At 70.0% G+C, this 24,841-nt stretch carries 15 protein-coding genes; 11 read left to right on the top strand and 4 right to left on the bottom strand.

From position 1 onward, the window contains the following. Positions 1-20: 20 nt before the first annotated feature. Complete coding sequence (locus AB0B90_RS03785) at positions 21-266, bottom strand: DUF2630 family protein (RefSeq protein ID WP_350944534.1); 246 nt, start codon at positions 264-266, stop codon at positions 21-23. 311 nt (positions 267-577) lie between these two features. On the opposite strand from AB0B90_RS03785, the gene leuA reads away from it, so the two are divergent. Further along, positions 578-2,290 (top strand): 2-isopropylmalate synthase, encoded by a 1,713-nt coding sequence (gene leuA, locus AB0B90_RS03780; RefSeq protein WP_362920625.1) that lies wholly within the window; start codon positions 578-580, stop codon positions 2,288-2,290. Between the two features lie 248 nt (positions 2,291-2,538). Here leuA and AB0B90_RS03775 read toward each other — a convergent pair whose 3' ends face one another. Beyond that, positions 2,539-3,588, bottom strand: a complete 1,050-nt coding sequence (locus tag AB0B90_RS03775) for a YafY family protein (protein WP_362920623.1) — start codon at positions 3,586-3,588, stop codon at positions 2,539-2,541. Positions 3,589-3,764: 176 nt separating this feature from the next. Between AB0B90_RS03775 and AB0B90_RS03770 the strand changes: the two genes are divergently transcribed. From AB0B90_RS03770 to AB0B90_RS03750, 5 genes are all read left to right on the top strand, one after another. Then, positions 3,765-4,226: a VOC family protein gene (locus AB0B90_RS03770; RefSeq protein WP_350944531.1), complete on the top strand. Its 462-nt coding sequence runs from the start codon at positions 3,765-3,767 to the stop codon at positions 4,224-4,226. Positions 4,227-4,631: 405 nt separating this feature from the next. After that, positions 4,632-5,267, top strand: coding sequence for an SSI family serine proteinase inhibitor (locus AB0B90_RS03765; RefSeq protein WP_362920621.1), 636 nt, complete (start codon positions 4,632-4,634; stop codon positions 5,265-5,267). A 232-nt stretch (positions 5,268-5,499) separates the two neighbouring features. Beyond that, entirely contained in the window at positions 5,500-5,949 is a 450-nt protein-coding gene (locus AB0B90_RS03760; RefSeq protein ID WP_350944529.1) for a TraR/DksA C4-type zinc finger protein, read from the top strand. Positions 5,950-6,187: 238 nt separating this feature from the next. Further along, a complete protein-coding gene (locus tag AB0B90_RS03755; RefSeq protein ID WP_362920618.1) occupies positions 6,188-7,459 on the top strand; it encodes an FAD-binding protein in 1,272 nt (423 codons plus the stop codon). 148 nt (positions 7,460-7,607) lie between these two features. Then, entirely contained in the window at positions 7,608-8,159 is a 552-nt protein-coding gene (locus AB0B90_RS03750; RefSeq protein WP_362920615.1) for a hypothetical protein, read from the top strand. A 232-nt stretch (positions 8,160-8,391) separates the two neighbouring features. Here AB0B90_RS03750 and AB0B90_RS03745 read toward each other — a convergent pair whose 3' ends face one another. Then, positions 8,392-9,093: a TetR/AcrR family transcriptional regulator gene (locus AB0B90_RS03745; protein ID WP_362920613.1), complete on the bottom strand. Its 702-nt coding sequence runs from the start codon at positions 9,091-9,093 to the stop codon at positions 8,392-8,394. Between the two features lie 121 nt (positions 9,094-9,214). Here AB0B90_RS03745 and AB0B90_RS03740 point away from each other — a divergent pair, with 121 nt between their 5' ends. Then, entirely contained in the window at positions 9,215-10,159 is a 945-nt protein-coding gene (locus tag AB0B90_RS03740; protein ID WP_362920611.1) for an NAD-dependent epimerase/dehydratase family protein, read from the top strand. Positions 10,160-10,315: 156 nt separating this feature from the next. Here AB0B90_RS03740 and AB0B90_RS03735 read toward each other — a convergent pair whose 3' ends face one another. Further along, positions 10,316-11,608 carry a Glu/Leu/Phe/Val dehydrogenase gene (locus AB0B90_RS03735; protein WP_350944519.1) on the bottom strand — a complete coding sequence of 431 codons (1,293 nt, stop codon included), beginning with the start codon at positions 11,606-11,608 and terminating at the stop codon, positions 10,316-10,318. A gap of 255 nt (positions 11,609-11,863) precedes the next feature. On the opposite strand from AB0B90_RS03735, the gene AB0B90_RS03730 reads away from it, so the two are divergent. The 4 genes from AB0B90_RS03730 (at position 11,864) to AB0B90_RS03715 (ending at position 24,743) form a co-directional block, all read left to right on the top strand. Further along, positions 11,864-13,423, top strand: coding sequence for an alkaline phosphatase D family protein (locus tag AB0B90_RS03730; protein ID WP_350944517.1), 1,560 nt, complete (start codon positions 11,864-11,866; stop codon positions 13,421-13,423). A 302-nt stretch (positions 13,424-13,725) separates the two neighbouring features. After that, the gene (locus AB0B90_RS03725; protein ID WP_362920608.1) at positions 13,726-17,901 is read left to right on the top strand and encodes a LamG-like jellyroll fold domain-containing protein; all 4,176 of its coding nucleotides are present in this window, start codon (positions 13,726-13,728) and stop codon (positions 17,899-17,901) included. Positions 17,902-18,016: 115 nt separating this feature from the next. Next, positions 18,017-24,319 (top strand): RHS repeat-associated core domain-containing protein, encoded by a 6,303-nt coding sequence (locus tag AB0B90_RS03720; protein WP_362920606.1) that lies wholly within the window; start codon positions 18,017-18,019, stop codon positions 24,317-24,319. Continuing rightward, positions 24,312-24,743: a hypothetical protein gene (locus AB0B90_RS03715; RefSeq protein WP_350944513.1), complete on the top strand. Its 432-nt coding sequence runs from the start codon at positions 24,312-24,314 to the stop codon at positions 24,741-24,743. Before AB0B90_RS03720 ends, AB0B90_RS03715 begins: the two co-directional genes overlap by 8 nt. Positions 24,744-24,841: the final 98 nt, after the last annotated feature.

The raw sequence follows: 24,841 nt of genomic DNA, 5'->3' as shown, positions 1-24,841 counted from the left end.
ACGACTTTCCGGGTGAACGGTCACTGACGGTAGTCTTCGACCTCGTCGATCGGGCGGGGGGCCGCCGAGTCGGGGTCCTCGCCGAACTCGCGGAGCGCCCGGCGCTGCCTGAGCAGGTCCCAAGCCTGGTCGAGAGCCTCCTCCAGCTGCTTGATCCGGTTGTTCTCCTCGTGTGAGGAGATCGAGTGCGAGCCCAGCTTCGCCCGGAGCTCCCGCTCCTCGGCGATCAGCTCGTTGATGTGGGCGAGGATGTCGCCGTCCTTCATGGCCGTTCCCCCTGTCAGAGTATTTCTGGACTGTATCCGATCAGTGGATCGTCGCACCGGGGGAATCGGGCGGCCTCGCGCGGCGGCCGTCGCGGGCGGCGCCTCCCGTACGGACGGGATCTGGAAGATCTTCGAAGTCCCGCGATGTGAGACCGGGGCACGGGGATCCTGAGACGTCTGCTAACGTGCTAGGCATGCTGCGCGGTCTGCTTCTTAGCTGCCGCGACGAGGGCCTGTAGAGGCCGGCTCCCTCGTCGCGGAGCGAGCCATGCGCGTCGGCCACGATTGTTTTCCCAGTCGAGGAGCCTTGCATGTATCCGCAGCAGCAACCCAGTCCCATGCCCTTCACGCGTTACCAGTCCTTCGCGCCGATCCGGCTGGACGACCGCACCTGGCCCGGCAAGGTCATCGACCGAGCCCCCCGATGGTGCGCCGTCGACCTGCGTGACGGTAACCAGGCACTGATCGATCCCATGGACTCCCACCGCAAGCTCAAGATGTTCGAGCTGCTGGTGAAGATGGGATACAAGGAGATCGAGGTGGGCTTTCCCGCCGCCTCCCAGACCGACTTCGACTTCGTACGGCAGATCATCGAAGAGGACCTGATCCCCGACGACGTGGTGATCCAGGTCCTCACCCAGGCGCGGGCCGAGCTGATCGAGCGGACCTTCGAGTCGGTGCGCGGGGCCAAGCAGGCGATCGTCCACCTGTACAACTCCACCTCCACCCTCCAGCGGCGGGTCGTCTTCGGCCAGGACCGCGAGGGCATCACCGCGATCGCGGTCGAGGGCGCCAAGCTCTGCAAGAAGCTCGCCGCCCAGATGGACGACACGGAGATCTACTTCCAGTACTCCCCCGAGTCCTTCACCGGCACCGAGCTGGAGTACGCGGTGGAGGTCTGCGACGCCGTCAACGACGTCTGGCAGCCGACTCCCGACCGCAAGGTCATCATCAACCTGCCCGCCACCGTCGAGATGGCCACGCCCAACGTCTACGCCGACCAGATCGAGTGGATGCACCGCAACCTCGCCCACCGCGACTCGATCGTGCTGTCCCTGCACCCCCACAACGACCGAGGCACCGCCGTCGCCGCCGCCGAACTGGGCTACATGGCGGGGGCCGACCGGATCGAGGGCTGCCTGTTCGGCAACGGTGAGCGCACCGGCAACGTCTGCCTGGTCACGCTGGGCATGAACCTGTTCTCGCAGGGCGTCGACCCCGAGGTCGACATCTCCGACATCGACGAGATCCGCCGGGTCACCGAATACTGCAACCAGCTGCCCGTCCACCCGCGCCACCCGTGGGGCGGCGAACTCGTCTACACCGCCTTCTCCGGCTCCCACCAGGACGCCATCAAGAAGGGCTTCGAGCACCTGGAGCGTGACGCGGCCGCCGCGGTCGTTCCGGTCGAGGAGTTCACCTGGGCGGTCCCGTACCTGCCGATCGACCCCAAGGACATCGGCCGCACCTACGAGGCGGTCATCCGGGTCAACAGCCAGTCCGGCAAGGGCGGCGTCGCCTACATCATGAAGGCCGACCACCACCTGGACCTGCCGCGCCGCCTGCAGATCGAGTTCTCCCGCGCGGTCCAGGCCCACACCGACACCGTCGGCGGCGAGGTGAACGCCACCCGGATGTGGGAGGTCTTCACCGACGAATACCTGCCCAACCCGGCCAGCCCGTGGGGCCGTCTGGGTCTGCTGGCCCACCGCACCACCTCCAGGGGTGACGGCAAGGACGCCATCAGCGCCGACCTGCGCCTCGACGGTGAGATCCGCGAGGTCGAGGGGGTCGGCAACGGTCCCATCTCCGCCTTCTGCGACGCCCTGGCGAGGGTCGGCGTCCAGGTGCGCGTCCTCGACTACGCCGAGCACGCCATGAGCGCGGGGACCGACGCCAAGGCCGCCTCCTACATCGAGTGCGAGATCGCCGGCCGCACCCTGTGGGGTGTCGGCATCGACTCCAACACCACCACCGCCTCGCTCAAGGCCGTCATCTCCGCGGTCAACCGCGCCGGCCGCTAGCGAAGGACCGGCCGCTAGCGAAGGACCGTACGGCACGATCTGCCGTAGGAGGTTTCGACAGAGGCCCACAAGGCATCGACGTCGCTCACCCGACCGCGCCCACCGCGAAATCCGCCCGGGCGCGGTCGAGTCGTCTCCGCTCGCCTTCCGGTGCCGGAGACGCTCGTGACCTCAGGGCGAAGACGGTGTCGCGGTCGTCCTGGGTGGCTCCGAACAGCTGGCCGTGTGTGGTGGGTGACTATCCGCCTTCATGGTGTTCGAGGGGCTTCTGGCATGTCGGCCACGTCAGGCGCACTGCCTCGGTACCACCGGCCTGAGCGGGCGACGGGGCCGGCCGTGGTCCTGGTGAATCGGCGGGCGAGGTGTTCGAAGGCGCCGGCGAGTTCGTCGGGACCGACGACTTCGAAGTCGGCGTCGTAACGGGCGATGGCGGCGGCAAGGCTGGGCCAGGACCAGGATCCGAGGGTGAGCCGGCAGCGGTAGGGGCCGATCTCCTCGACGACTCCGTCGCGGGTGTAGAGGGCCACGGTGGCGGCGGGCAGGTTGAGGATCACCGTGCCTTGGCAGGGCCAGTTGCCCGAGGAGTCGCCGGAGCCGCGGAACGTGCCGGTGACGAAGGCGGCGACGTCTCCTCCGGGCAGTACGCGTGGGGTGAACCGGGGCCCGTTGGGGGTGTGCGGGGTGATCCGGTCGGCGCGGAAGGTGCGCCAGTCGTCGCGGTCGAGGTCCCAGGCGATGAGGTACCAGCGTCCGTCCCAGGTGATGACGTGGTGGGGTTCGACGCGGCGCGGGGGTTCGTCCGCGGCCCCGGCGGCGTAGTCGAAGCGCAGGATCTCGCGGGCGTGGACGGCGGCGCTGACAGTCAGGAGTACGTCGCCGTCGACCGGGGCGGCCGGTCGGGTGGCAGGGGGTTCGACGGCGGTGACGCGCACCGCGTCGACGCGGTGCCGGAGCCGGGAGGGCATGACCTGCCGGATGGTGTTCAGTGCCCGTTCGGCGGGTTCGGCGAGGCCGTTGCCGGGGGTGGTGGCGGCGATCTGGAGGGCGATGGTGAGGGCGACGGCCTGTTCGTCGTCGAACAGCAGCGGGGGTAGTTCGGTGCCGGCGCCGAGCCGGTAACCGCCGTCGGGACCTTTGACGGCGGCGATGGGGTAGCCGAGCTCGCGGAGCCGGTCGACATCGCGGCGCACGGTGCGCAGGCTGATGTCCAGGCGATCGGCCAGCACCGTGCCGGACCAGTCCCGGCGGGTCTGCAGCAGCGACAGCAGGGCCAGCAGTCGGGCGGAAGTCTTCGGCATGAACCTGATTCTGTCCGAAGTAGGTGCCACATCCTGTCACCTACCCCTGCGAATCTTCGTTTCGAGCCGGTCGGCCACCGCGACCCGGCCGCCCTCTTTCCCCGGTGCTCTCACATGAGATTCACCACCCCATACCGGCCGTACCGCGCCTGGAAAATCAACAAGGAGTCACCCACATGGCCATTTCCACCACCACCCACCTGAACTTCCGCGGCGACGCCCGCGCGGCGCTGGAGTTCTACCGGACCGTGTTCGGCGGCCACCTCACCACCATCACCTACGGCGACTTCGGCATGCCGAAGGACATGCCCGACGCCGACAAGATCGTCTTCGGCCAGGTCGCGGCCGACAACGGTTTCGCCGTCATGGCCTACGACGTGCCCGGCCAGGCGCCGGCCCCCGCCGTGCCCGCCGCCACCACTCGTGAGCACGGCATGACGCTGACCGGCGAGCGGTTCTTCGTGTCCGTCCGCGGCGAAACCGCCGAGGAGGTCGGCGCGTTGTGGGACAGGCTCGCCGACGGCGCCGACCTCATCGAGAAGTACGGTCCCTCGCAGTGGGCGCCGGGCTTCGGGATGCTGACCGACCGCTTCGGCGTCACCTGGATCCTCGATGTCGCCGCCCCCTACGCCGGCTGACCACCACCGCACTCATCCGGTCCGAGTCCGGTCCGAGTCCGGTCCGAGTCCGGTCCGAGGCGGCCTTCCCCGACCGCCTCGGACCACCCGGCCTTCAGCCCTGGGCCCCGGCCTTCGTCATCAGCCGGCCCGCGGTCACCTCGGCGATCATCGGAAACCCGCGCCCTCACCGCGGACGGCGCCATCTGCGGTGTGATCGATCATGCTCGCGGACCTTTGCCCCGAGCGGCCGTGCGGAGACGCCCTCGACCGGTGAATTCATGGCATTCCGTGGCGAGTCACTGCGAGACATCCCCGCGTTATCGACGTAGCCTCTTCGCAGCTCAGGGTACGACTCGCTCCCCCCAAATCAACCGAAAACGACTTATCGGTTATATGCGAAATTCGTATTTATCGGGGGAAACTATGCGATGTATTCTCGGCCTGGCCACCGCCGGGCTCGTCATCCTCAGCGGCACCGCCACCGCGGACACGCAGTCACCGCCGAACCACATACCCGACCCGCCCGTGGCCCAGTCGGTCGCCGATCCGCCCCCGTGGCCACCCAGGCCCATCCCGACCCCGCCCGTTCCGCCCAGGCCCATCCCGATCCCGATCCCGACACAGCCCATCGCGACCCCGCCCGTTCCGGTGCCGCCCTGGCCCACTTCGATCCCGCGCCCGCCGTGGGGTCAGCCCATCCCGCCTCCGCCGATTCCGGCCCCGATGCCGCCCCGCCCGCCGTGGCCGACGGCCGGAGGCCCGTACGCCAAGCACCTCACGCTGACCGTCTCGCGCATAGGCAGGACGCGGACCATCCGCCTCGGATGCACGCCGCTCTACGGCCCGCATCCCGAGGGAAGCCAGGCATGCTCGCTGCTGCTCAGGGCGCAGGGCGACCCCGCACGCATCAGGCTGCCCTGGAGGGCCTGCCCGCAGTACTACGAGCCCATCACCGTCACCGCGACAGGCACCTGGAACGGCCGCTTCATCAGATACCAGCGGACCTTCAGCAACCAGTGCGAGCTGCGCACCGCGACAGGGCCGATCTTCTCCTTCTGACACCCGCTCCGTGGAACACCCGCTCCGGGCACGGGGCGGCGTCCGGGACACGGGAGGGCCCGCTGATCGGTGCCGGAGAGGATCGAGCGTGCCTGCCGTGGAACGGCGGGCCCGATCCCCGGTCCCCGTTCCCGCGAAAGGCTCCTACGGCGGCGAGGGTGCCCACGTCGCCGTACGGGCTGTTCCCCCTCACGCGCCCTGAACCAGGGGAAAGACACAGGTCGGTGGTCTCATGACATGGGTCGACGATGCTCATGGCCAGGAGCGGATCCGCGACAGGACGGGGGAGACGGCGATGGGCGAGCGGCCCGGGAAAACCGTGCTGTCCTCCTCCCAGCGGGCGGCGATGCGAGATCTGCTCGCCGAGGACCGCGAGAGGACGGTGGCCCAGATCGCGGCGCTGACACGTGACTGGGACGACCTCGTCGAGGCGTCGGCGCTGGTGGGCAATGACGACGAGCACGACCCGGAGGGGGCGACGATCGCCTTCGAACGGTCCCATCTCCAGGCCCTGCTCGACAGGGCGCGAGCCCATCTCGACGATCTCGACGAGGTGGCGGGGCGACTTCGGCGGGGCACCTACGGCGTGTGCGACGACTGCGGGCGCCCCATCGCCCTGGAGCGCCTGAAGGCACGCCCGATCGCCAGGACCTGCATCGAGTGCGCGGCCCGCGGCCGGTGAAGGCCCCCGGTGATGTTCGGACATTTCTCAACTAACCTGGGGGCGGCAATGCCCGCCGTCGCGTTTCGCGCGATCACCGGTCATGAGCCGTGCTCGCGCACGGCCACGACCGCGACCGCCCGGCCGCGATCCGTGCCCCCGCCCGGTCACCCGAGTGAGTCCGTGTCCCGGCACGATCACCGCGTGTGGCGCGCATCCGCCGCGTACGGCCTGGCGTGAGGCGTGGAGAGGGCACATCGTGACCAGAGGGTTGCTGAACTGGGCGGGCAACATCACCTACGGCGCCGCGCGGATCCACCGCCCCGGCGACGTCGAGGAGCTCCAGGAGGTGGTCGCGGGCAGCGCCGCCATCGGGGCGCTCGGCACCCGTCACTCCTTCAACGAGATCGCCGACCGTCCCGGCGGTGACCTCGTCTCGCTGGAGGGCCTGCCCGCCGCCTTCGAACTCGACCCGGAGCGGGGCACGGTCACGGTCGGCGGCGGGGTGCGCTACGGCGAGCTGAGCCGGTGGCTGTATGGCGAGGGCTACGCACTGCCCAACCTCGGCTCCCTGCCGCACATCTCGGTCGCCGGCGCCTGCGCCACGGCCACGCACGGCTCCGGCGTCGCCAACGGCAACCTGGCCACCGCGGTCTCCGGCCTCGAACTCGTCACCGCGGACGGCGAGATCACCGTCCTCAGCCGCGAGAAGGACGGCGACCGCTTCGCCGGGGCGGTCGTCGGCCTCGGCGCGCTGGGCGTCGTCACCAGGGTCGTCCTCGATGTCGTCCCGGCCTTCGAGGTACGGCAGTACGTCTACGAGAACCTGCCGTGGGCGCGTCTGGAGGAGCACTTCGAGGAGGTCCTCTCCGCCGCGTACAGCGTGAGTTTGTTCACCGGCTGGAGCGGCCCCCGGATCGACCAGGTGTGGGTGAAGCGCCGCGAGGACGAGCCCGGTCCGTGGGAGGCGGCGCCGCGCTGGCTGGACACCACGGCGGCCACGGCCGACCGGCACCCGCTGCCGGGGATCTCCGCCGTCAACTGCACCGCGCAGATGGGCGTCCCCGGCCCCTGGTACGACCGGCTGCCGCACTTCCGTCTGGACTTCACCCCGAGCAGCGGGGAGGAGCTCCAGTCGGAGTATCTGTTGCCGCGCCGCCACGCCCTCGCCGCGCTCCGCGCGCTGGACGCGGTCAGGGACGTCATCGCCCCCGTCCTGCAGATCTCGGAGATCCGTACCGTCGCGGCGGACGACCTGTGGCTGAGCACCGCCTACCGCGAGGACGTCGTCGCCGTCCACTTCACCTGGAAGAAGGACTGGCCTGCGGTGAGCCGGGTGCTCGCCGTGGTCGAGGAGTCGCTGGAGCCCTTCGAGGCCCGCCCGCACTGGGGCAAACTCTTCCTCATGGGACCCGATCGCCTGAACTCCCTGTACGACCGGCTCCCGGACTTCCGGCGCCTGGCCGCCGACCTCGATCCCACGGGCAAGTTCCGTACCCCGTTCCTCGACGCCCGTGTCTTCGCTTCCTGACTGTTCCCAGCCTCAACCTTGATCCGGACATCAGCTCACAAGCGGATCTTACGATCGGATCAGGGTAGTCAACTCCCATCACAGCGATAACAGTGCGATATCCACCGTTAGAGCTCGTGAATCCAGCGCTGGTGATGAGGGGGAGAGCATGGAACGCAATACGGTCGTGCGCGCGATGCACGATGTCGGGCTGGCCGCCTGGTTCGGGGGATCGTTGATGGGCGCGATCGGCCTCAACGGTGCCACCGCCGCGGTGAGCGACAGGAGCGAGCGCCTGCGGGTCGCGAACGCGGGATGGGGCAGGTGGGCGCCGGTCAGCGCGGCGAGCGTCGGCGCCTTTCTCGTCGGCTCGCTCGGTCTGCTGTCCGCCAACAGGCGGCGGGTGGCGTACCAGCGCGGGGTGGGGGCGAGCACCGCGGCCAAGGCCGTGCTGACCGCCGGGGCGCTCGCCGCGACCGCCTACACCGGGGTGCTCGGTGCCAAACTCGCGGACGCGGGCGACGTGCCGGTGGAAGGTGCCGTGAAACCGGAGAAGGAGACTCCGGAGGACGTAGCCAAGACACAACAGCAGCTGCGTCTCATGCAGTGGGTCGTCCCCGCCGTCACCGGGTTGCTCGTCGTGCTCACCTCCCTGCACGGAGAGCAGCAGCGGCCGGGCCAGGTCATCCGGGGAGCCGCGCGCAAGAAGTTCTCCCGGTAGAGGGCCTGCGGCCCTTCACACGGTCTCACGTGGACCGTCGTCCCACGGCCCCTCGGGGCCGTGGATCGCCGGGTGACCGTCTGACCGACGCCAGGAAGACCCTGGAATTCAATACCTTGAGTACGGCGCGATCGCCCCTCTCTCTGCAACCTGGTGTGACACATGACGACAAATAGCGTCCATGCCGAGGCCCTGCTGTGCGGGGTGAATTACCCGGCCAACTCCTGACGTATCAGATAGACAGCCCGAGGGTGCGGGCCTGGCAGCGCATGGCGTGGTCGAAGGCCGATGCGGGATCGAGGATCGCGTTGTCGAACTGGCCGAACACCTCGAAGTTGATCCAGCCGAACAGGCCGGTCCAGGCGATCAGGCCGCGGACGACCACGTCGTCGGGGACGTCGGGGATGAGTTCGCGCACGCGTGCGGCGTCCTCGTGGAAGGACGGCGGGACGGGCGGGTGGGTGGTGTCGGGTGGGTTCAGCGCTCCAGCGCGGTGGGCGTCGGAGACGATCCGGCCGTAGACGGCGGTGTCGCGGACCGCGGCGGGGACGGTGTCCTGGGGGGCGCGGTAGCCGGGGACGGGTGAGCCGTACAGCAGGGCGTACTCGTGCGGGTGGGCGAGTGCCCAGTCCCGCACGGCGTGGCAGACCGCCATCCACCTCCCCCCGTGGTCTTCCGGCGGGACGGCCGCGTCGGCGTTCTCCACAGCCTCGCCGACGGCGTTGTAGCCGTCGATGATCAGGGTCGTGAGCAGGTCGTCCCTGGACGGGAAGTAGCGGTAGATCGCCGAGGAGGCCATGCCCATCTCGCGGGCGATGGCGCGCAGGGACAGGCCGCTCGCGCCGTCGACGGCGAGCTGCCTGCGGGCGACGTCGGTGATCTCGCGGGTCAGCTCGGCCCTGACCCTCTCGCGTGCGGTGAGGCTCGAACTCATGCCGTGACCATATCAGAGCGCCGACAAAAAACGAGAGCACTGCTCTTGACGAGCAGTGCTCTCTAGCGAGAGCATTGCTCTCAGGACGGAACGGGTAAGCCACCGCACAGGAAGAGGAATCATGGCCAAGCACGTCATCGCCGGAGCCGGACAGGTCGGCTCGGAGGTCGCCAGGCTGCTGACCGGGCAGGGGCACGAGGTCGTCCTCATCAGTCGCTCGGGCTCGGGCCCCGACCTGCCGGGCGTCCGCAGGGTCGCCGCCGACGTGAGCGACCGCGAGAAGCTGACCGCCCTGACCCGGGGCGCCGCCGTCCTCTACAACTGCGTCAACCCGCGCTACCACGAGTGGGCGCGCGACTGGCCGCCGCTCGCCGCGTCCCTGCTGGGAGCCGCCGAGACCACCGGCGCCGGATACGTCATCCTCGGCAACCTGTACGTCTACGCGGCGCCCGACCGGCCGATGAGGGAGAACGACCCCCTCGACCCGCCCAGCGCCAAGGGTGCGATCCGGGTGAAGGTGTGGCGGGACGCCCTGGCCGCGCACGAGGCGGGCCGGGTCAGGGTGACCGAGGTGCGCGGATCCGACTACTTCGGCCCCGGCTGCCTGGACCAGTCGCACCTCGGGGAGAGGTTCGTCCCCGCACTGCTCGCCGGCAGGACCGTCCGCTTCGCCGGAGACCCCGACCAGCCGCACAGCTGGACCTATGTGCCCGACGTCGCGCGGACCCTGGTCGCGGCGGGCGAGGGCGAGGACGCCTGGGGTCGCGCGTGGCACGTCCCCACGAACGAGCCGAGGCCGGTGCGCGAGGTCGCCGAGCGCCTGTGCGCGCTCGCGGGAGTGCCCAACCCGGGGGTGAAGGCCCTGCCCCACTGGATGCTGCGCACCGGCGGGGTCTTCTCACCGATGCTCAGGGAGCTGGAGGAGTTGCGTTACCAGTTCGTCCGTCCCTTCGTCCTCGACTCCGACGTCTCCCAGGCGGCCCTCGGTCTCGCGCCGACCCCGATGGACGAGGCGCTGGCCGCGACGCTCGCGTGGTGGCGCGGCCGCCTGGCCGTGGCGGCGTGACGGCGCGCCTTCGTACACGGGGACGGGTGCCACGACGCTCTGAAGGCGGGCGCGGACCATCGGGCACACCCGGTACGCGGGACGGGGGAACGCCGGTTCCCGCCGCCGGGGAGGGCCGGTATGTCCGGGCCGGTGTGCGGCACGTCCCCGACGGTCTCAGGGGTGCGGCGCGCGTGCCCGGTGGGCGTCGGCGACCCGGCCGACACCGATCACATGGGCGGCCTCGCGCAGGGTGATCCCGCACTCGGCGGAGACCGCCGCGGTCGTGTCGAACGCGTCCCGCACGATGCCGCGAAGCCTCGCGTCGACCTCGCGCGCGCTCCAGCGACGCGCCTGCATGTCCTGCAGCCACTCCAGGTAGGAGACGATCACGCCGCCGGCGTTGGCCAGGATGTCGGGGACCACGGTGACGCCCGCGTCGGCGAGGACGCGGTCCGCACCGGGCGTGGTGGGGGAGCTGGCGCCCTCCACGACCAGGCCGGCCCTGATCCGGGTGGCGTTCTCCTCGGTGATCGCCCCCTGCATGGCGGCGGGGACGAGCACGTCCACGTCGAGCTCCAGCAGTTCCTCCGCCGGCAGCGCGTCCGCCCGGCGGTAGCCGCGTACCCCGCCGGTCTCCTCCGACCAGGCCCGCAGGTCGTCGATGTCCAGGCCGGAGCGGTCGATCACGGCCCCGGTGCGGTCGGAGACCGCGATCACGAGGCAGCCCGCGTCGGCGAGGTAGCGCGCGGCGGGGGCGCCGACCTTGCCGAAGCCCTGGATCGCGACGGTACGGCCCTCGGGGGAGCCGCCCAGAGCCCTGAGCGCGGCGATCCGCACGCCGCGGGCGGTCGCGGTCCCGGCCGTGTCGGGCACGCCGCCGGGGGAGACGGGGCCGCCGATCGTCACGCCGGGCACCGGGTAGCCCGCGTTCACCGAGTAGGTGTCCATGATCCAGGCCATGGTGCGCTCGTCGGTGCCGACGTCGGGGGCCGGGATGTCCCGCTCGGGACCGATGACGGGCAGGACCTCGTTGACGTAGCGCCGGGTGACCCGTTCCAGCTCGCGGGCGCTCAGCGAGGCCGGGTCCAGGGAGACGCCGCCCTTGGCGCCCCCGTAGGGGATGCCGGCCAGCGCGCACTTCCACGTCATGCCCATGGCCAGGGCGGTGACCTCGTGGACGTCGGTGCGGGGGTGGAAGCGGATGCCTCCCTTCGCCGGGCCGCGGGTAGTGTTGTGCTGCACCCGGAAACCCTGCACGACGTCCATCCGGCCGTCCTCGCGGCGGACCGGGACCGAGACGGTGAGCGAGCGGCGGGGGGTGGCGAGCATGGTGCGCAGGCTGTCGTCCAGGTCCAGCCGGTCCGCGGCCCGGTCGAGCTGGAAGAGCGCGGAGTCGAGGGCCTGTCGGCCGGGACTGACGGGAGCGGTGGCGGCCGGCGTCGTCGACGGCACCGTGAGCGTTCTCAAGGGATACCTCCGTACGGTGAGCGAAGCGCCCTTGCTCCGCTCGGGGCACATGGTCACGATCAGACTAGGCGCGGTTTTTTGCCCGTAGGGTCGGGCCGTGTTTCGTTCTCATGACTGATCCGCGGATCGGGTCGCGAGCCTGCGAGCAGGAGGTGTGTTGTTATCTGCCTGCTCCCCTGGGCAATCTGGGAGTAAAACATAGATTTTCCAGAATCCGGTCAGGATTCCTACCGTTGTGCAGCCGAGGGGATGAAAGTGCCGGAACTTGTGGTCGGGCCGATGTTGCGTTACGTGGACGAGACGAGCGCGTCGGTGTGGATGGAGACGAGCGAGCCGTGCGAGGTGACGGTCGAGGTCGGTGGCGTGCGCTCGGAGGCGAGGACGTTCACCGTCCACGGTCACCACTACGCGATCGTGGACGTGGAGGGCGGAGGCGCCTACGAGGTGCGCCTGGGCGGGGAGACCGTGTGGCCCCTGCCCGATCAGCCGCCGAGCCGCATCCGCCTGCTCGGCCCCGACGGTCCGAATCGCGTCATGTTCGGCTCCTGCCGGACCAGCGTGCCGCACGACCTCGTGTACACGATCTCCCACGGGGTGGACGTGTTGCGCGCGTACGGTGGCACGCTGCCCGAGACGCCCGACGAGCGCTGGCCCGACCTGCTGCTGCTGCTCGGTGACCAGGTCTACGCCGACGAGCCGTCCGCGGAGATGCTGGAGTTCATCGCGGGCCGCAGGGACACCGAGCCGAAGAAGGAGATCGCCGACTTCGAGGAGTACGCCGAGCTGTACCGCCTGGCGTGGACCGACCCGGAGATCCGCTGGCTCCTCTCCACGGTGCCCAGCGCGATGATCTTCGATGACCACGACCTGCGCGACGACTTCAACACCTCCATCTCCTGGCGTACGTCGATGGAGGAGGTGCCGTGGTGGCGGCACCGGGTGATCTCCGGGATCGGCGCCTACTGGGTCTACCAGCACCTGGGCAACCTGTCGCCGGCGGAACGCGCCTCGGACGAGCTGCTCAGCAAGGTGTGCGCGGCCGAGGGGGACGGCGCCGAGGTCCTCGACGCCTTCGCCGAGCACGCCTACGACGTTCCCGCCGACAGCCGGTGGAGTTACGCCCGTGACCTCGGCGACACTCGCCTGATCATGCTCGACTCCCGCTGTTCCCGCCAGCTCGACCCCGATGACCGGCGCATGATCGACCCGGTGGAGTGGGAGTGGCTCACCGAGCAGCTGCACAAGGGGGGCGCGAAGCGCTTCGTGATCGGCTCCTCGGTGCCGTTCCTGCTCCCCGCGGGCATCCACCACATCCAGAACTGGAACGAAGCCCTCGCCCAGGGGGCCTGGGGCAAGACCGTGGCGCGCTGGGCCGAGGCCCTGCGCCAGGCCGTCGACCTGGAGCACTGGGCGGCCTTCCGCCGCTCGTTCGAGGACCTGTCCAAGCTGCTGGCCGGGCTGGGAAAGCCGGTGATCATGCTCTCCGGCGACGTGCACTACTCCTACGTGGCCAAGGCGCGCGACCTTCCTGTCTACCAGCTGGTCTGCTCCCCGATCCGCAACCCGCTGAGCCGCACCCTCCGCCTGGCCAACATCGTCGCCCAGTTCGGCATCGCGAGCCTGGTCGGCCGCACGCTCTCCCGCACGGCGAGGATCCCCAAGCCGCCCTTCAAGTGGCGGATCACCGACGGCCCGTGGTTCTCCAACGCGGTCGCGACCCTCTCCCTGGACACGGCCCCCACGTCGGTCCGCTGGGACACCGCCGCGGGAACCGAGGTATCGGAGATCACCGTCGTGAAGCTGGAGGAGGGCTAGCGAAGCGCCCTCCGTTCCCCCGCGCGCCGAAGAGGGCCGGGGGCCGTCGCGATCTTCCGGCCGGGGGCCGGTCGGCGGGCCGCGGCGCTCTTCTCGTGCGCCGGGAAGTATGTGAGGCGTGCTCACCTGGGCGGATGCGGAAATCGCTTACCGGGGGCCGCGGGCGTGCTCGTTTTGATCATAAAAAACGTTGACATCGAACGTTACTCGGTTTTACATAGTGATCATCAGCGCTGATTTGCCCCTTTTCTACCAGGTGACACAGCTTTGTGCTGCCGTCATCTCTTTTTCTGGTGAGGCGCATGTCAACGTTACGGGGCCTGGCGGCCGTACTGGCCGCCGGGGTTATCGCTACGGGGTCAACGGTCGCGATCGACGTTCATGGAGGGGCTCCGAGAGCCGTCGCCTCCTCGGCGGAGCCGGTGGCTCCGACGGATGAGCAGGCCGGCAGGATCGCCCGCGAGACGGGCCGCAGTACGGAAATCCTCGCCAAGCGAGGTGAGAGCAGGGAGGTCTTCGCCAATCCCGACGGTTCCTTCACCGCGGTGGAGCACCTTCGCCCTGTCAGGGTCCGGCAGGACAGTTCCTGGGTGGCGCCGGACGTCACCCTGATCCGCAGGCCCGACGGGTCCATCGGGCCCAAGGCATCCACCGTCGACCTGACCCTCTCCGGGGGAGGGGACGAGCCCATGGTGCGGATGGCGCGCGCCGGCCGGGAGATGTCGCTGAAGTGGCCGGAAAAGCTGCCGGAGCCGGAACTGCAGGGCGACTCGGCCGTCTACCGCTCGGTGCTCAAGGACATCGACCTGGTCGTTCGGGCCGACACCGACGGGTTCGCGCACACGCTCGTCGTGAAGACCAGGGAGGCGGCGGAGAACGGAGCCCTCGCCCGGCTCGGCTTCGACCTGGGCGAAACCGAGCTGGCGGTGCGCGCCGAGCCGGACGGGCGACTGCGTGCCGTCGACACCGAGGGAGGGGGCGCGGTCTTCGAGGCCCCGTCGGCGATCATGTGGGATTCCGGCACGCAGGCCGGGAGCACGCCTGCTGAGACGGCGCCTGCTGAGACGGCGCCCGCTGAGACGGCGAGGCGCACGACGGCCGAGCCGGAGGAGGACCTCGCCAGGGGCCCCGCCCCGACCTCGAAGGTGGCCGACGTCGGGACCGCCGTCGAGGACGGTTCGCTCACCCTCACCCCCGAGACCACGCTGCTGACCGCCCCCGACACCCGGTTCCCCGTCTACATCGACCCGGTGTGGAAGACGGTCAAGGCGTCCGCCTGGGGATATGTCTCGCGTACCTACCCGAGCACGTCGTACTACAAGTTCAGCGGCAAGGCCGACTCCGGCATGGGCTACTGCTCGGGTGACGCCAGGTGCGCGCCCTCGGACGTGAAGCGCATCTTCTACCGGATGCCCACCAGCGCGTACGCGGGCAAGCACATCATCTCCGCGGAGTTCGTCGCCAAGGAGACCTGGTCCTACTCCTGCGACGGCCGTACCGTCCAGCTCTGGCGGACCAAGGGGTTCGTCGAGGGCTCGACCTGGAACTCCACCAAGGACAACTGGCTCGAACACCTCGCCACCCGGGACGTGGCGAAGGGCTGGTCCTCCGACTGCCCGGGTGGCGACGTGGAGTTCAACGCGACCGCGGCGGTGAAGGACGCCGCGGCGGGCAAGTGGTCGACCACCACGTTCGGACTCAGGGCCGGGTACGAGACCGACCCGAAGGGGTGGAAGCGGTTCGCCGACGACGCCTGGCTCCGGGTCAACTACAACACCCCGCCGCCCCAGCCGAAGATGTCCAACCTGACGATGGACCCGGGCGGCAAGTGCGTCTACTCCCCGGCCCCGGCGGTGCGGGTGCCCCCGACGCTCTCGGCGGTGCTGCACGACTCCGACTCCGCCGACGCCAAGAAGGTGTACGCCGAGTTCCAGGCCAGCTGGGACGGCGCGACGAAGTGGACCTCCGGCAGGATCGGCCCCAAGACCACCGGATCGACGTTCCAGGTCAAGATGCCCTCGACGATCCCCGAGAAGAAGACGATCGCCTGGTCGGTACGCACCTGGGACGGCTACCAGTACAGTCCGTGGAGCTACGCGGGCGACGCGACCGGCTGCTACTACACCTATGACAAGAGCGTGCCGGCCGCCCCCGCGCTGGCCTCGACCGCCTATCCCAAATCGGATCCCGAGGACGAGCTCGACCCGTGGTACGACGGGGTGGGCCGCTACGGACGCTTCACCGCCACCTCCACCTCCACCGACGTCGTCAAGTACTGGTTCGGGATCAACGGCAACCCCACGCAGGCCAACGAGCGCAAGCCCGCCACCAACGGCGGGCCGGTGACGATCGACATCGCGCCCGAGCACGCGGGACTGAACTACGTCACGGTCCAGGCCTTCGACGCGGCCGGCAACGTCAGCGAGATCGGCCGTCACGCCTTCAGGGTCAAGACCGGGGCGCCGGCGAAGGCGGAGTGGCCGCTGGACGAGCCCATCGACTCCCCGCAGGTCACGGATGTCGGGGGAACCTTCCCCGCCACCGTCACCGGCGGCGTCACGCTGGGGGTGGACGGCGTCTCGAAGAGCGCCGCGCAGTTCAACGGCTCCACCGGGTACGCCAGGACGACGGCCCCGGTGGTGAACACCACCACGAGTTTCTCGGTGTCGGCGTGGGCGAGGCTTCCCGAGGTCAAACCCACCCACGCCGGAGTGATCGCCACCCAGGCGGGCACGGCTCGACCGGGCTTCGAGCTGTACTACTCCTCCTCCTACGACCGGTGGATCTTCAACAGGTTCAGCACCGACAGCACGAGCGCCACGATCGTGCGGGCGATAGGGGCCACCGCGCCGCAGGGCGGGGAGTGGGCGCACCTGGTCGGCGTGTACGACTCGGTCGCCAAGCACATCAGGCTCTACGTCAACGGCAAGCTCGCCTCGACCACGGCGTTCACCACGCCGTGGAACGCCACCGGACCGGTACAACTCGGCGCGAGCCTGTACAGCACGGTCCCGGACGCGTTCTTCCCCGGTGAGATCGACGACCTGCGGATCTTCGACCGGATCGTCACCGCGGAGGAGGTCGGCAACCTCTTCAGCCAGCACCCGGTGGTGAACGCCCGCTGGAAGCTGAACGACTCGGCCTCGGCGGTCCGGGCGAGCAAGGCGTACTGGAAGCTGGACGAGGCGGCGGGCGCGACCCGCGCCGAGGAGGTGGGCGGCGTCCACCCGGCGAGCAAGGTCGGCACCGTCACCTTCGGGACGACCGGGAAGTCCGGCAAGGCCGTCACCCTCAACGGCACGAACGGGTACCTGAAGACCACCGGGGCCGTGCTCGACACCACCAAGAGCTTCTCGGTGTCGGCGTGGGCGAGGCTCCCCGCCACCAAACCCACCCACGCGGGGATCATCGCCACCCAGACCGCGTCGGTGAAACCGGCGTTCGAGCTGTACTACTCCTCCTCCTACGACCGGTGGATCTTCAACCGTTTCAGCGCGAACAACGCCTCCGCCACGATCATCCGGGCGCAGTCCACCTCGGTGCCGCAGGGCGGGGTGTGGACGCATCTGACCGGGACCTACGACGCGGCGGCCAAGCAGATCAGGCTCTACGTCAACGGCAAGCTCGCCTCGACCACGGCGTTCACCACGCCGTGGAACGCCACCGGACCCGTGCAGCTGGGCGCGGGTTCCTACGACGGCGCGGCCGGGTCGTTCTTCCCCGGCGAGATCGACGACCTGCGGATCTTCGACCAGGTCGTCACCGACTCCGAGATCGCCACGCTGGCGTCGGGATCCCCGCTGACCATCGCGGCCGACGACGGCACCGCCGGCCGGCACGTCACCCTGTACGGCAACGCCCGCATCGACCAGGGCGCGGGCTGGGTCGGCACCCCGCCCGGCGCGCTGGTCCTGGACGGTGACGGCGACTACGCGGCCAGCGCCGGTCCCGTGGTGCGCACGGACGACAGCTTCACTGTCGCCGGCTGGGTGACCAGCGCGGGCCGTCCCGGCCGGCCGGCGACGGTCTTCAGCCAGGAGGGCGCGGTCAACAGCGCCTTCACCCTCCGCTACCGGCCGGACCCGGCGGATCCGGTCAACGCGGGCGGCTACCAGATCGAGATGCCGGACTCCGACGCCACCGGAGCCACCCGCCCCACCTCGGAGCACTCGGCCTTCCAGTCCGGCTTCGAGTGGGACCACGTGGCGATCGCCTACGACGCGCTCCAGGACGAGATGCGGCTCTACGTGAACGGGGAGCTGGAACAGACCGAGGAGCAGGTGTCGTGGCGGTTCAACGTGCTGGGCTTCAACGCCACGAAGGGGTTGCAACTCGGCCGGACCAAGGGCGACGGCGCCTGGGGCGAGTACTGGCCCGGCGTGATCGACGACGTGTGGGCCTTCCAGGGAGTCGCCACACAGGAGCAGATCCAGATGCTGGCCGCGGGCAACGAGCTCGACACCGAGACCGGCCCCTGACCTGAGGAGCGGATCGCGGGCCACGGCCCGCGATCCCCTTCCCATCCCCATTTCCCGAGGTGCCCCGGCCGCCGCGTACGGCGGCCGGTGGCCTGCGCCTGTGCGGAGGATTTTCATGAAGGGGTTATACGAATCGGGTACCCGGCGTTGGCTGGCCGTGTTCACGGCACTGGTCACCGCCGCGGGCCTGCTGGTGGCGCCACCGGCGCACGCCGGGGCCGGGCCGGACGGAGAGCGTCCCGAGGTCGAGAGCGCCGAGCGCGTGGTGCCCGGCAGGGCGGAGACGGTGAGGCCGCGCAAGCCCGACCCCGCGGCCGCCGAGCCAGACCCGGCCCCGGCGGGCTGGCCGGAGCCGGGAGTGACCGAGGCGAAGGTGCCGGCGAGCGGGGAGGCGGTCCGCGCCGGGAAGCTGCCGGTCCGGGTACGAGCTCCCCAGTCGCGGGCCAGGGGGGCGGCGCCCCCCGTGGAGGAGGTGAAGGTCCAGGTCCTGGAACGGGCGGCGGCCCGGCGGGCCGGCGTGGACGGGGTCGTGCTGACCGTGGGCGGTCCCGGGACCGGCCAGGTCGGTGTCGAGCTGGACTACTCCGGGTTCGCCGGAGGTTTCGGCGGGTCCTACGGCAGCCGGCTGCGCCTGGTCCGGCTGCCGGCCTGCGCGCTGACCACCCCTGACGCGCCGCAGTGCCGTACCGGCACCGAGATCCCCTCGCGCAACGACACCGAGGCGAGAACGCTGTCGGCCGAGGTGACGGCCGCACCGCAGGCGACGGTGCTCGCCGCGGTGGCGGGGGAGTCCGGTGAGAAGGGCGACTACAAGGCGACGGCGCTGTCGGCCTCGTCGACCTGGGCGGTCTCCGAGCAGTCGGGCGACTTCGCCTGGTCGTACCCGATGCGGGTGCCGCCCGTCCCCGGTGAGCTCGCGCCCAAGGTGGAGATCGGCTACTCCTCGGGCGCGATGGACGGCCGCACGTCCAACACCAACAACCAGCCGTCCTGGGTTGGAGAGGGATTCGACTACTGGCCCGGCTACATCCAGCGCGGCTACAAGCCGTGTGCCGACGACGGGGCTCCCAAGGACCAGTGGGGCACCCCGCCGGGCGACCAGTGCTGGGCCTACGACAACGCCACGCTCAGCTGGAACGGCAAGGGCGGCGAGCTGGTCCAGGCCGCGGACGGCACCTGGCGGATGAAGAACGACGACGGCACGCGCATCGAGCGGGTCAAGGACACCGGGAAGGCCAACGGCGACAACGACGGCGAGTACTGGAAGCTGACCACCACCGAGGGCGTGCAGTACTTCTTCGGCATGAACCGCCTGCCCGGCTGGAGCACCGGCAAGGAGGAGACGAAGTCGACGTGGACCCACCCGGTCTTCGGCGACGACGCCGACGAGCCCTGTCACGGTTCCACGTTCGCCACCTCCTGGTGCCAGCAGGCCTACCGGTGGAACCTCGACTACGTCGTGGACCCGCGGGGCAACGCCATCTCCTACTTCTACACGCAGGAGGGCAATCGCTACGGCCGCAACCTCAAGCCCGCCGACGACACCCCCTACGTGCGGGGCGGCTGGCTGGACCGGATCGACTACGGCCAGCGCGCCGCCACCCTGTTCTCGGCGAAGCCGTCGGCCAGGGTGGTCTTCGGCCTCTCGGAGCGCTGCCTGTCGGCGACCGCCGCCGACTGCGCGGAGGACAAGATCGGTGACCATCCGACCAGGTGGCCGGACGTGCCCTGGGACCTGAACTGCGCCGCGGGCACCGAGTGCAAGGGCACCAAGGGCACACTGGCGCCCACCTTCTGGTCACGCAAGCGGCTGACCAAGGTCACCACCCAGGTGCTGAAGGCGGACGGAGCCTACCGGGACGTCGACTCCTGGAAGCTGGACCACCTCTGGGGCGACGCCGACATCGACCGGGCCCTGCTGGTCAAGTCGATCCAGCACACCGGTCATGCGGCGTCCCCGGCCGTCACGCTGCCCCCGGTGACGTTCAACCACGTCCAGTTGCCGAACCGGGTCGACAAACTGGGCGACGACATCGCGCCGTTCGTCAAGTACAGGGTCGGGGCGATCTACGACGAGTCCGGTGGCCAGATCGACGTCAACTACTCCGACGCCGACTGCACGCTGTCCTCGCTGCCGACGCCGGAGACCAACACCCGGCGCTGCTTCCCGGTCAAGTGGACACCGGCCGGCTACGCCGACCCGATCCGGGACTGGTTCCACAAGTACGTGGTCACCCAGGTCGTGCAGAGCGACAGGACCGGCAAGGCGCCGGACATGCTCACCACCTACGAATACCTCGACGGCGCCGCCTGGCACTACGACGACGACGACGGCATGACCAAGGAGAAGTACAAGACCTGGTCGCAGTGGCGCGGTTACGGCCGGGTGCGGATCAAGACGGGAGGCTGGAACGACCTGCGCTCCCAGAGCGAGCGCCTGTTCCTGCGGGGCATGGACGGTGACCGGCTCGACGCCGACGGCGGCACCAAGAAGGTCTCCGTCGCCGACGGCGAGGGCGGAACGCACGTCGACCACGAGGCGCTGCAGGGTTTCGAGCTGAAGCGGACGGAGTACGAGGGGGTCGGCGGCGCGGTGGCCGTCAAGACGGTCAACACCCCGTGGCGCGAGCAGACCGCCAGCCGTACCAGGAGCTGGGGGAAGGTCACCGCGAACCTGACGGACGTCGCCAAGAGCCACACCTGGACCGCGATGGACGGAGGGAAGTGGCGGGAGACCGAGATCGTGACCTCCTACGACCCGGCCACGGGTCTCGCCACCCAGGTCGACGACAAGGGCGACCTGGCCACGGCGGCCGACGACCGGTGCGTCAGGACCACGTACGCGCAGGACAAGACCGCCTGGATGCTGAAGTTCCCCTCGCGGGTGGAGAGCCTCTCGGTGGCCTGCTCGGTCACGCCCGACCGGTCCAAACACGTGATCGAGGACGGGCGCTCCTTCTACGACGGCAAAGCCTTCGGCGCGGCGCCGGACAGGGGAGAGGTCACCAGGGTCGAGAAGATAGCGAGCCACAACGGCACCACCGCGACGTACGTCCCCACCGAGATCTCCACCTACGACTCCTACGGCCGTGAGCTCACCACCAAGGACGCCGCGGGCAACGTCACCACCGTCGCCTACACCGACACCGCGGGCCTGGCCACGCTGGTGAAGACCACCGGGCCACCGGTCGTCCCCGGCGACCCCGGTACGGCCCACGTCACGAGCGAGGAACTCGACCCGGCCTTCGGCTTCGAGACGGTCAAGGTGGACGCCGGAGGCAAGCGGACCGACCTGGAGTACGACGCGCTGGGCCGTCTGCTCAAGGTGTGGATGGCAGACCGCTCCAAGGCGGCCAAGCAGACACCGAACCTGGAGTTCAGCTACCGGGTGACCGACGGTCAGATCATCGCGATCGGCACGAAACGGCTGACCGCCGAGGGCGGCCAGACCGAGCCCACCTACGAGCTGTACGACGGCAGGCTGCGGCTGCGTCAGACCCAGGACCCGGGGCCGGACGGCGGGCGGCTGATCTCCGACAAGCTCTACGACTCCCGGGGCAACGTCGCGCGCGAGTACGGGCAGTACTACTCGACCGGGGCGCCCTCGACCACCCTTTTCGGAGCCTTCGACGGCAATGTCGAGTCGCAGAAGGTCTTCGAGTTCGACGGCCGCAATCGGGTGACCGTCGAGCGGTTCCTCGTCGGCAACGGCGAGACCCAGGAGAAGTGGCGCACGATCACCTCGTACGCCGGAGGCCGGGTCACGGTCGACCCGCCGACCGGGGACACGCCGGTCACCACCTTCACCGACGCGCGCGACCACATCGTCGAGCTGCGCCAGTACCGGGGGGACTCTCCGACCGGTGACTTCGACCGGACCCGCTACACCTACACCCCGCTGGGCAAGCTCGCCACGGTCGAGGACGCGGCGGGCAACACCTGGACCCATCACTACGACCTGCGCGGCAGGGAGATCCGGGTGGACGACCCGGACAAGGGCACGACCAGGTCCGCCTACGACGACCTGGACCGGGTGACCTCCACCGAGGACGCCAGGGGCGCCAAGCTGTTCACCACCTATGACGCGCTCGGCCGCAAGACCGAGGTCCGCGAGGGGTCCGCGACCGGCAACGTCCTGACGGCGTGGACCTACGACACGGTCCGCAAGGGGCAGCTCTCCAGCTCCACCAGGAACGCGGGCGGCCAGGCGTACACGACGACCGTCAACGCCTACGACAACCTGGACCGGGCGATCCGGACCACGATCACCGTCCCGGAGACCGAGAAGGAACTGGGGGGCAGCTACCAGTTCGACACCCGCTACAAGCTGGACGGCACGGTGCAGTCCGCCACCTTCCCCGCCTCGGGGGGCCTGGCGGCCGAGACCGTCGTCTACTCCTACGACGAGCTGCGGCGGCCCACGGCCACCTCCGGTCTCACCTCCTACGTGACCAGGTCGATCCACAGCCTCACCGGAAAACCCGAGCAGTACGAGCTCTCCACCGGAGGCAAGAAGGTCTGGCTCACCAACTCCTACGAGTACGGCACACAGCGGCTGAAGTCGGCGCGGGTCGACCGTGAGGACGTCGCCGGTGTGGACCGCCACGCCACCTACACCTACGACGCGGCGGGCAACGTCACCGCGGTCTCCGACGTCTCCCGGTCCGGCACGGACACCCAGTGCTTCTCCTACGACCACCTGCGCAGGATGACCGAGGCGTGGACGCAGGGCACCCAGAGCTGCGCCACCACGCCCGCGGCGAACCTCGTCGGAGGGGTGGCACCGTACTGGCAGTCGTTCGGCTATGACGCGACGGGCAACAGGACGAAGGAGGTCGAGCACGGCGTCGGCGGGGCCGCCGACACCCAGCGTGTCTACGGCTACCCGGCCGCGGGTTCCCCACAGCCGCACGCGCTGGCCTCGGTGACCCAGACCGGGTCCGCGGGTGCTCGCGTGGAGAGCTACGGCTACGACGCCACCGGCAACACGACCAGCCGTAAGATCGGCGCCGTCGACCAGAAGCTGGACTGGGACGTCGAGGGACGGCTGAGCAAGGTCACCGACGGGGCCAAGGTCACCTCCTATCTCTACGACGCCGACGGCAACCGGCTGATCCGCAGGGAGCCGACCGCCACGACCCTGTACCTGCCGGGCATGGAGCTCCGGCTGGACACCGCGACCGCGAAGGTCGCCGCGACCAGGTACTACGTCCACGACACGGTCGCGGTCGCGGTCAGGACCACGGCGGGGGTGACCTTCGTCGCCAACGACCACAACGGCACCGGTGAGCTCGCGGTCAACGCCGCCACCCAGGCGGTCTCCCAGCGCCGCTTCAAGCCCTTCGGCCAGCTTCGGGGGGCACCGCCAGGGGCATGGCCCTCGGAGAAGGGGTTCGTCGGCGGCACCGTCGACTCCTCCACCGGCCTGACCCATCTGGGCGCCCGCGAGTACGACCCGGCGACCGGCCGCTTCATCAGCGTCGACCCGATCATCGACCCGCAGGACCCCCAGCAGATGAACGGGTACGCCTACGCGAACAACAACCCGGTCACCTTCACCGACCCGGACGGCAAGTTCTGGGGAAGCTGGATCGCCGCCCTGCTGGCGATCATCCGGGCGCTGGCGGCGCTGCTCAACGGCGGCGGCGGTGGCGGCCACAAGGGCGGCGGCGGCAACGGCGGCGGTGGTGGTGGCGGTGGTGGTGGTGGTGGCGGCGCGCCGCACCGCCCGGCGCCGAGCGGCGGCGTGAGCACCTCCTACGGCAAGACCGTCAAGACCAACACCCTCAGCAGCGTCGATCCCCGCAAGTTCACCGCGCTCGGCTGGCTCGCCTACGGCTTCGGCGGCCCGTCCGACATGCTCAACACCTGGGGAACCAACGTCGCCGAGAAGGGGCGGGTGATGGGCGGCATCTACGCCCTCAAGGCGGCGAGCTACCCGCAGGGAAACTGGAAGTCCAGCTGGTTCTGGAACGGGCTGCGCAAGTGGTACGACGCCAAGTCGGTCAGGGTCGAGGCGCGCGGCATCAAGTGGGGCGGACGCCTGGCCAAGGCAGGGAAGTTCCTGGGCCGGTTCGGACTGGTGACCACCTTCGCCGACGGCGCGCTGACCCAGTGGAACTCCGACAAGGGAAAGGACATCAACAAGGGCGAGAAAGCCCTGCGAGCCGGTATCCGCGGCGCCGCGGTGGCCGGCGGCGCCTACGCGGGTGCCACCATCGGGGCCGCGGCGTGCAGCCCCGGAGTGGTCCTCGCGGCGGTCTGCGGTGCGGCCGGCGCCTACATCGGAGGTATGGTCGGCGGAGTCGTCGGTGACACCGCCATCGCCGCCTACGACAAGGCGCGAGATCCGGTGGTGAACACCGCCAAGTCCATCGGTTCCGGGATCAAGAAGGGATGGAACAAGCTCTTTGGATGAGACAGCCGTGCTGACGGGGTACCCGCACGCGCCGGTGTGGGCGGTGCTCGCCACCGCCCTCATGGCGGTCCTCGGGTTCGTCAACCATCGCCGGTTCCGTGGAGCGGACGCGCAGAGCGTGTGGGCCGAGCGCTACTTCGACGAGGCCAAGCCGAAGGAGTGGCGCAACCTGCCCTTCGCCCAGGTCCCGGGGGCGATCATGTTCTCCCTCTGGGCGGTGCTGCTGGCCTACACCTGGGTGTCCGGGCAGGAGATCCTCGACGCGCTCGTCGGGCTCGGCTTTCTCGGGTCCTTCGTCTTCGGCGGGATCGCCGTCAAGCGGCTCTACCGGCCTCCGGCCAAGGCGAGGCCGGCCTGGCTGGTGGCGGAGGAGGAACGGCGCAGACGGCTGGGCCTGACCACCCGCGACGGCTGGACGACGTAGGAGTCGTCTCTCGGTGCCCGCTCGGGGACCGGGAGACGGAAACGTGAGGAGCCGGTGCGGCTCCCCCGTCCTGGACGGGGGAGCCGCACCGGCTCCGT

The sequence above is a fragment of the Streptosporangium sp. NPDC049078 genome (assembly GCF_040648855.1).
Taxonomy (GTDB): domain Bacteria; phylum Actinomycetota; class Actinomycetes; order Streptosporangiales; family Streptosporangiaceae; genus Streptosporangium.
The sequence above is the reverse complement of the archived record's forward strand: the minus strand, read 5'-3'. Positions and strand labels throughout refer to the sequence as shown.

Coding starts and splice junctions, on each gene's coding strand:
- leuA (WP_362920625.1), top strand. CDS start 578: ATGTATCCGCAGCAGCAACCCAGTCCCATGCCCTTCACGCGTTACCAG.
- AB0B90_RS03765 (WP_362920621.1), top strand. CDS start 4,632: ATGCGATGTATTCTCGGCCTGGCCACCGCCGGGCTCGTCATCCTCAGC.
- AB0B90_RS03745 (WP_362920613.1), bottom strand. CDS start 9,093: ATGAGTTCGAGCCTCACCGCACGCGAGAGGGTCAGGGCCGAGCTGACC.
- AB0B90_RS03775 (WP_362920623.1), bottom strand. CDS start 3,588: ATGCCGAAGACTTCCGCCCGACTGCTGGCCCTGCTGTCGCTGCTGCAG.
- AB0B90_RS03750 (WP_362920615.1), top strand. CDS start 7,608: ATGGAACGCAATACGGTCGTGCGCGCGATGCACGATGTCGGGCTGGCC.
- AB0B90_RS03720 (WP_362920606.1), top strand. CDS start 18,017: ATGAAGGGGTTATACGAATCGGGTACCCGGCGTTGGCTGGCCGTGTTC.
- AB0B90_RS03785 (WP_350944534.1), bottom strand. CDS start 266: ATGAAGGACGGCGACATCCTCGCCCACATCAACGAGCTGATCGCCGAG.
- AB0B90_RS03760 (WP_350944529.1), top strand. CDS start 5,500: ATGACATGGGTCGACGATGCTCATGGCCAGGAGCGGATCCGCGACAGG.
- AB0B90_RS03740 (WP_362920611.1), top strand. CDS start 9,215: ATGGCCAAGCACGTCATCGCCGGAGCCGGACAGGTCGGCTCGGAGGTC.
- AB0B90_RS03725 (WP_362920608.1), top strand. CDS start 13,726: ATGTCAACGTTACGGGGCCTGGCGGCCGTACTGGCCGCCGGGGTTATC.
- AB0B90_RS03770 (WP_350944531.1), top strand. CDS start 3,765: ATGGCCATTTCCACCACCACCCACCTGAACTTCCGCGGCGACGCCCGC.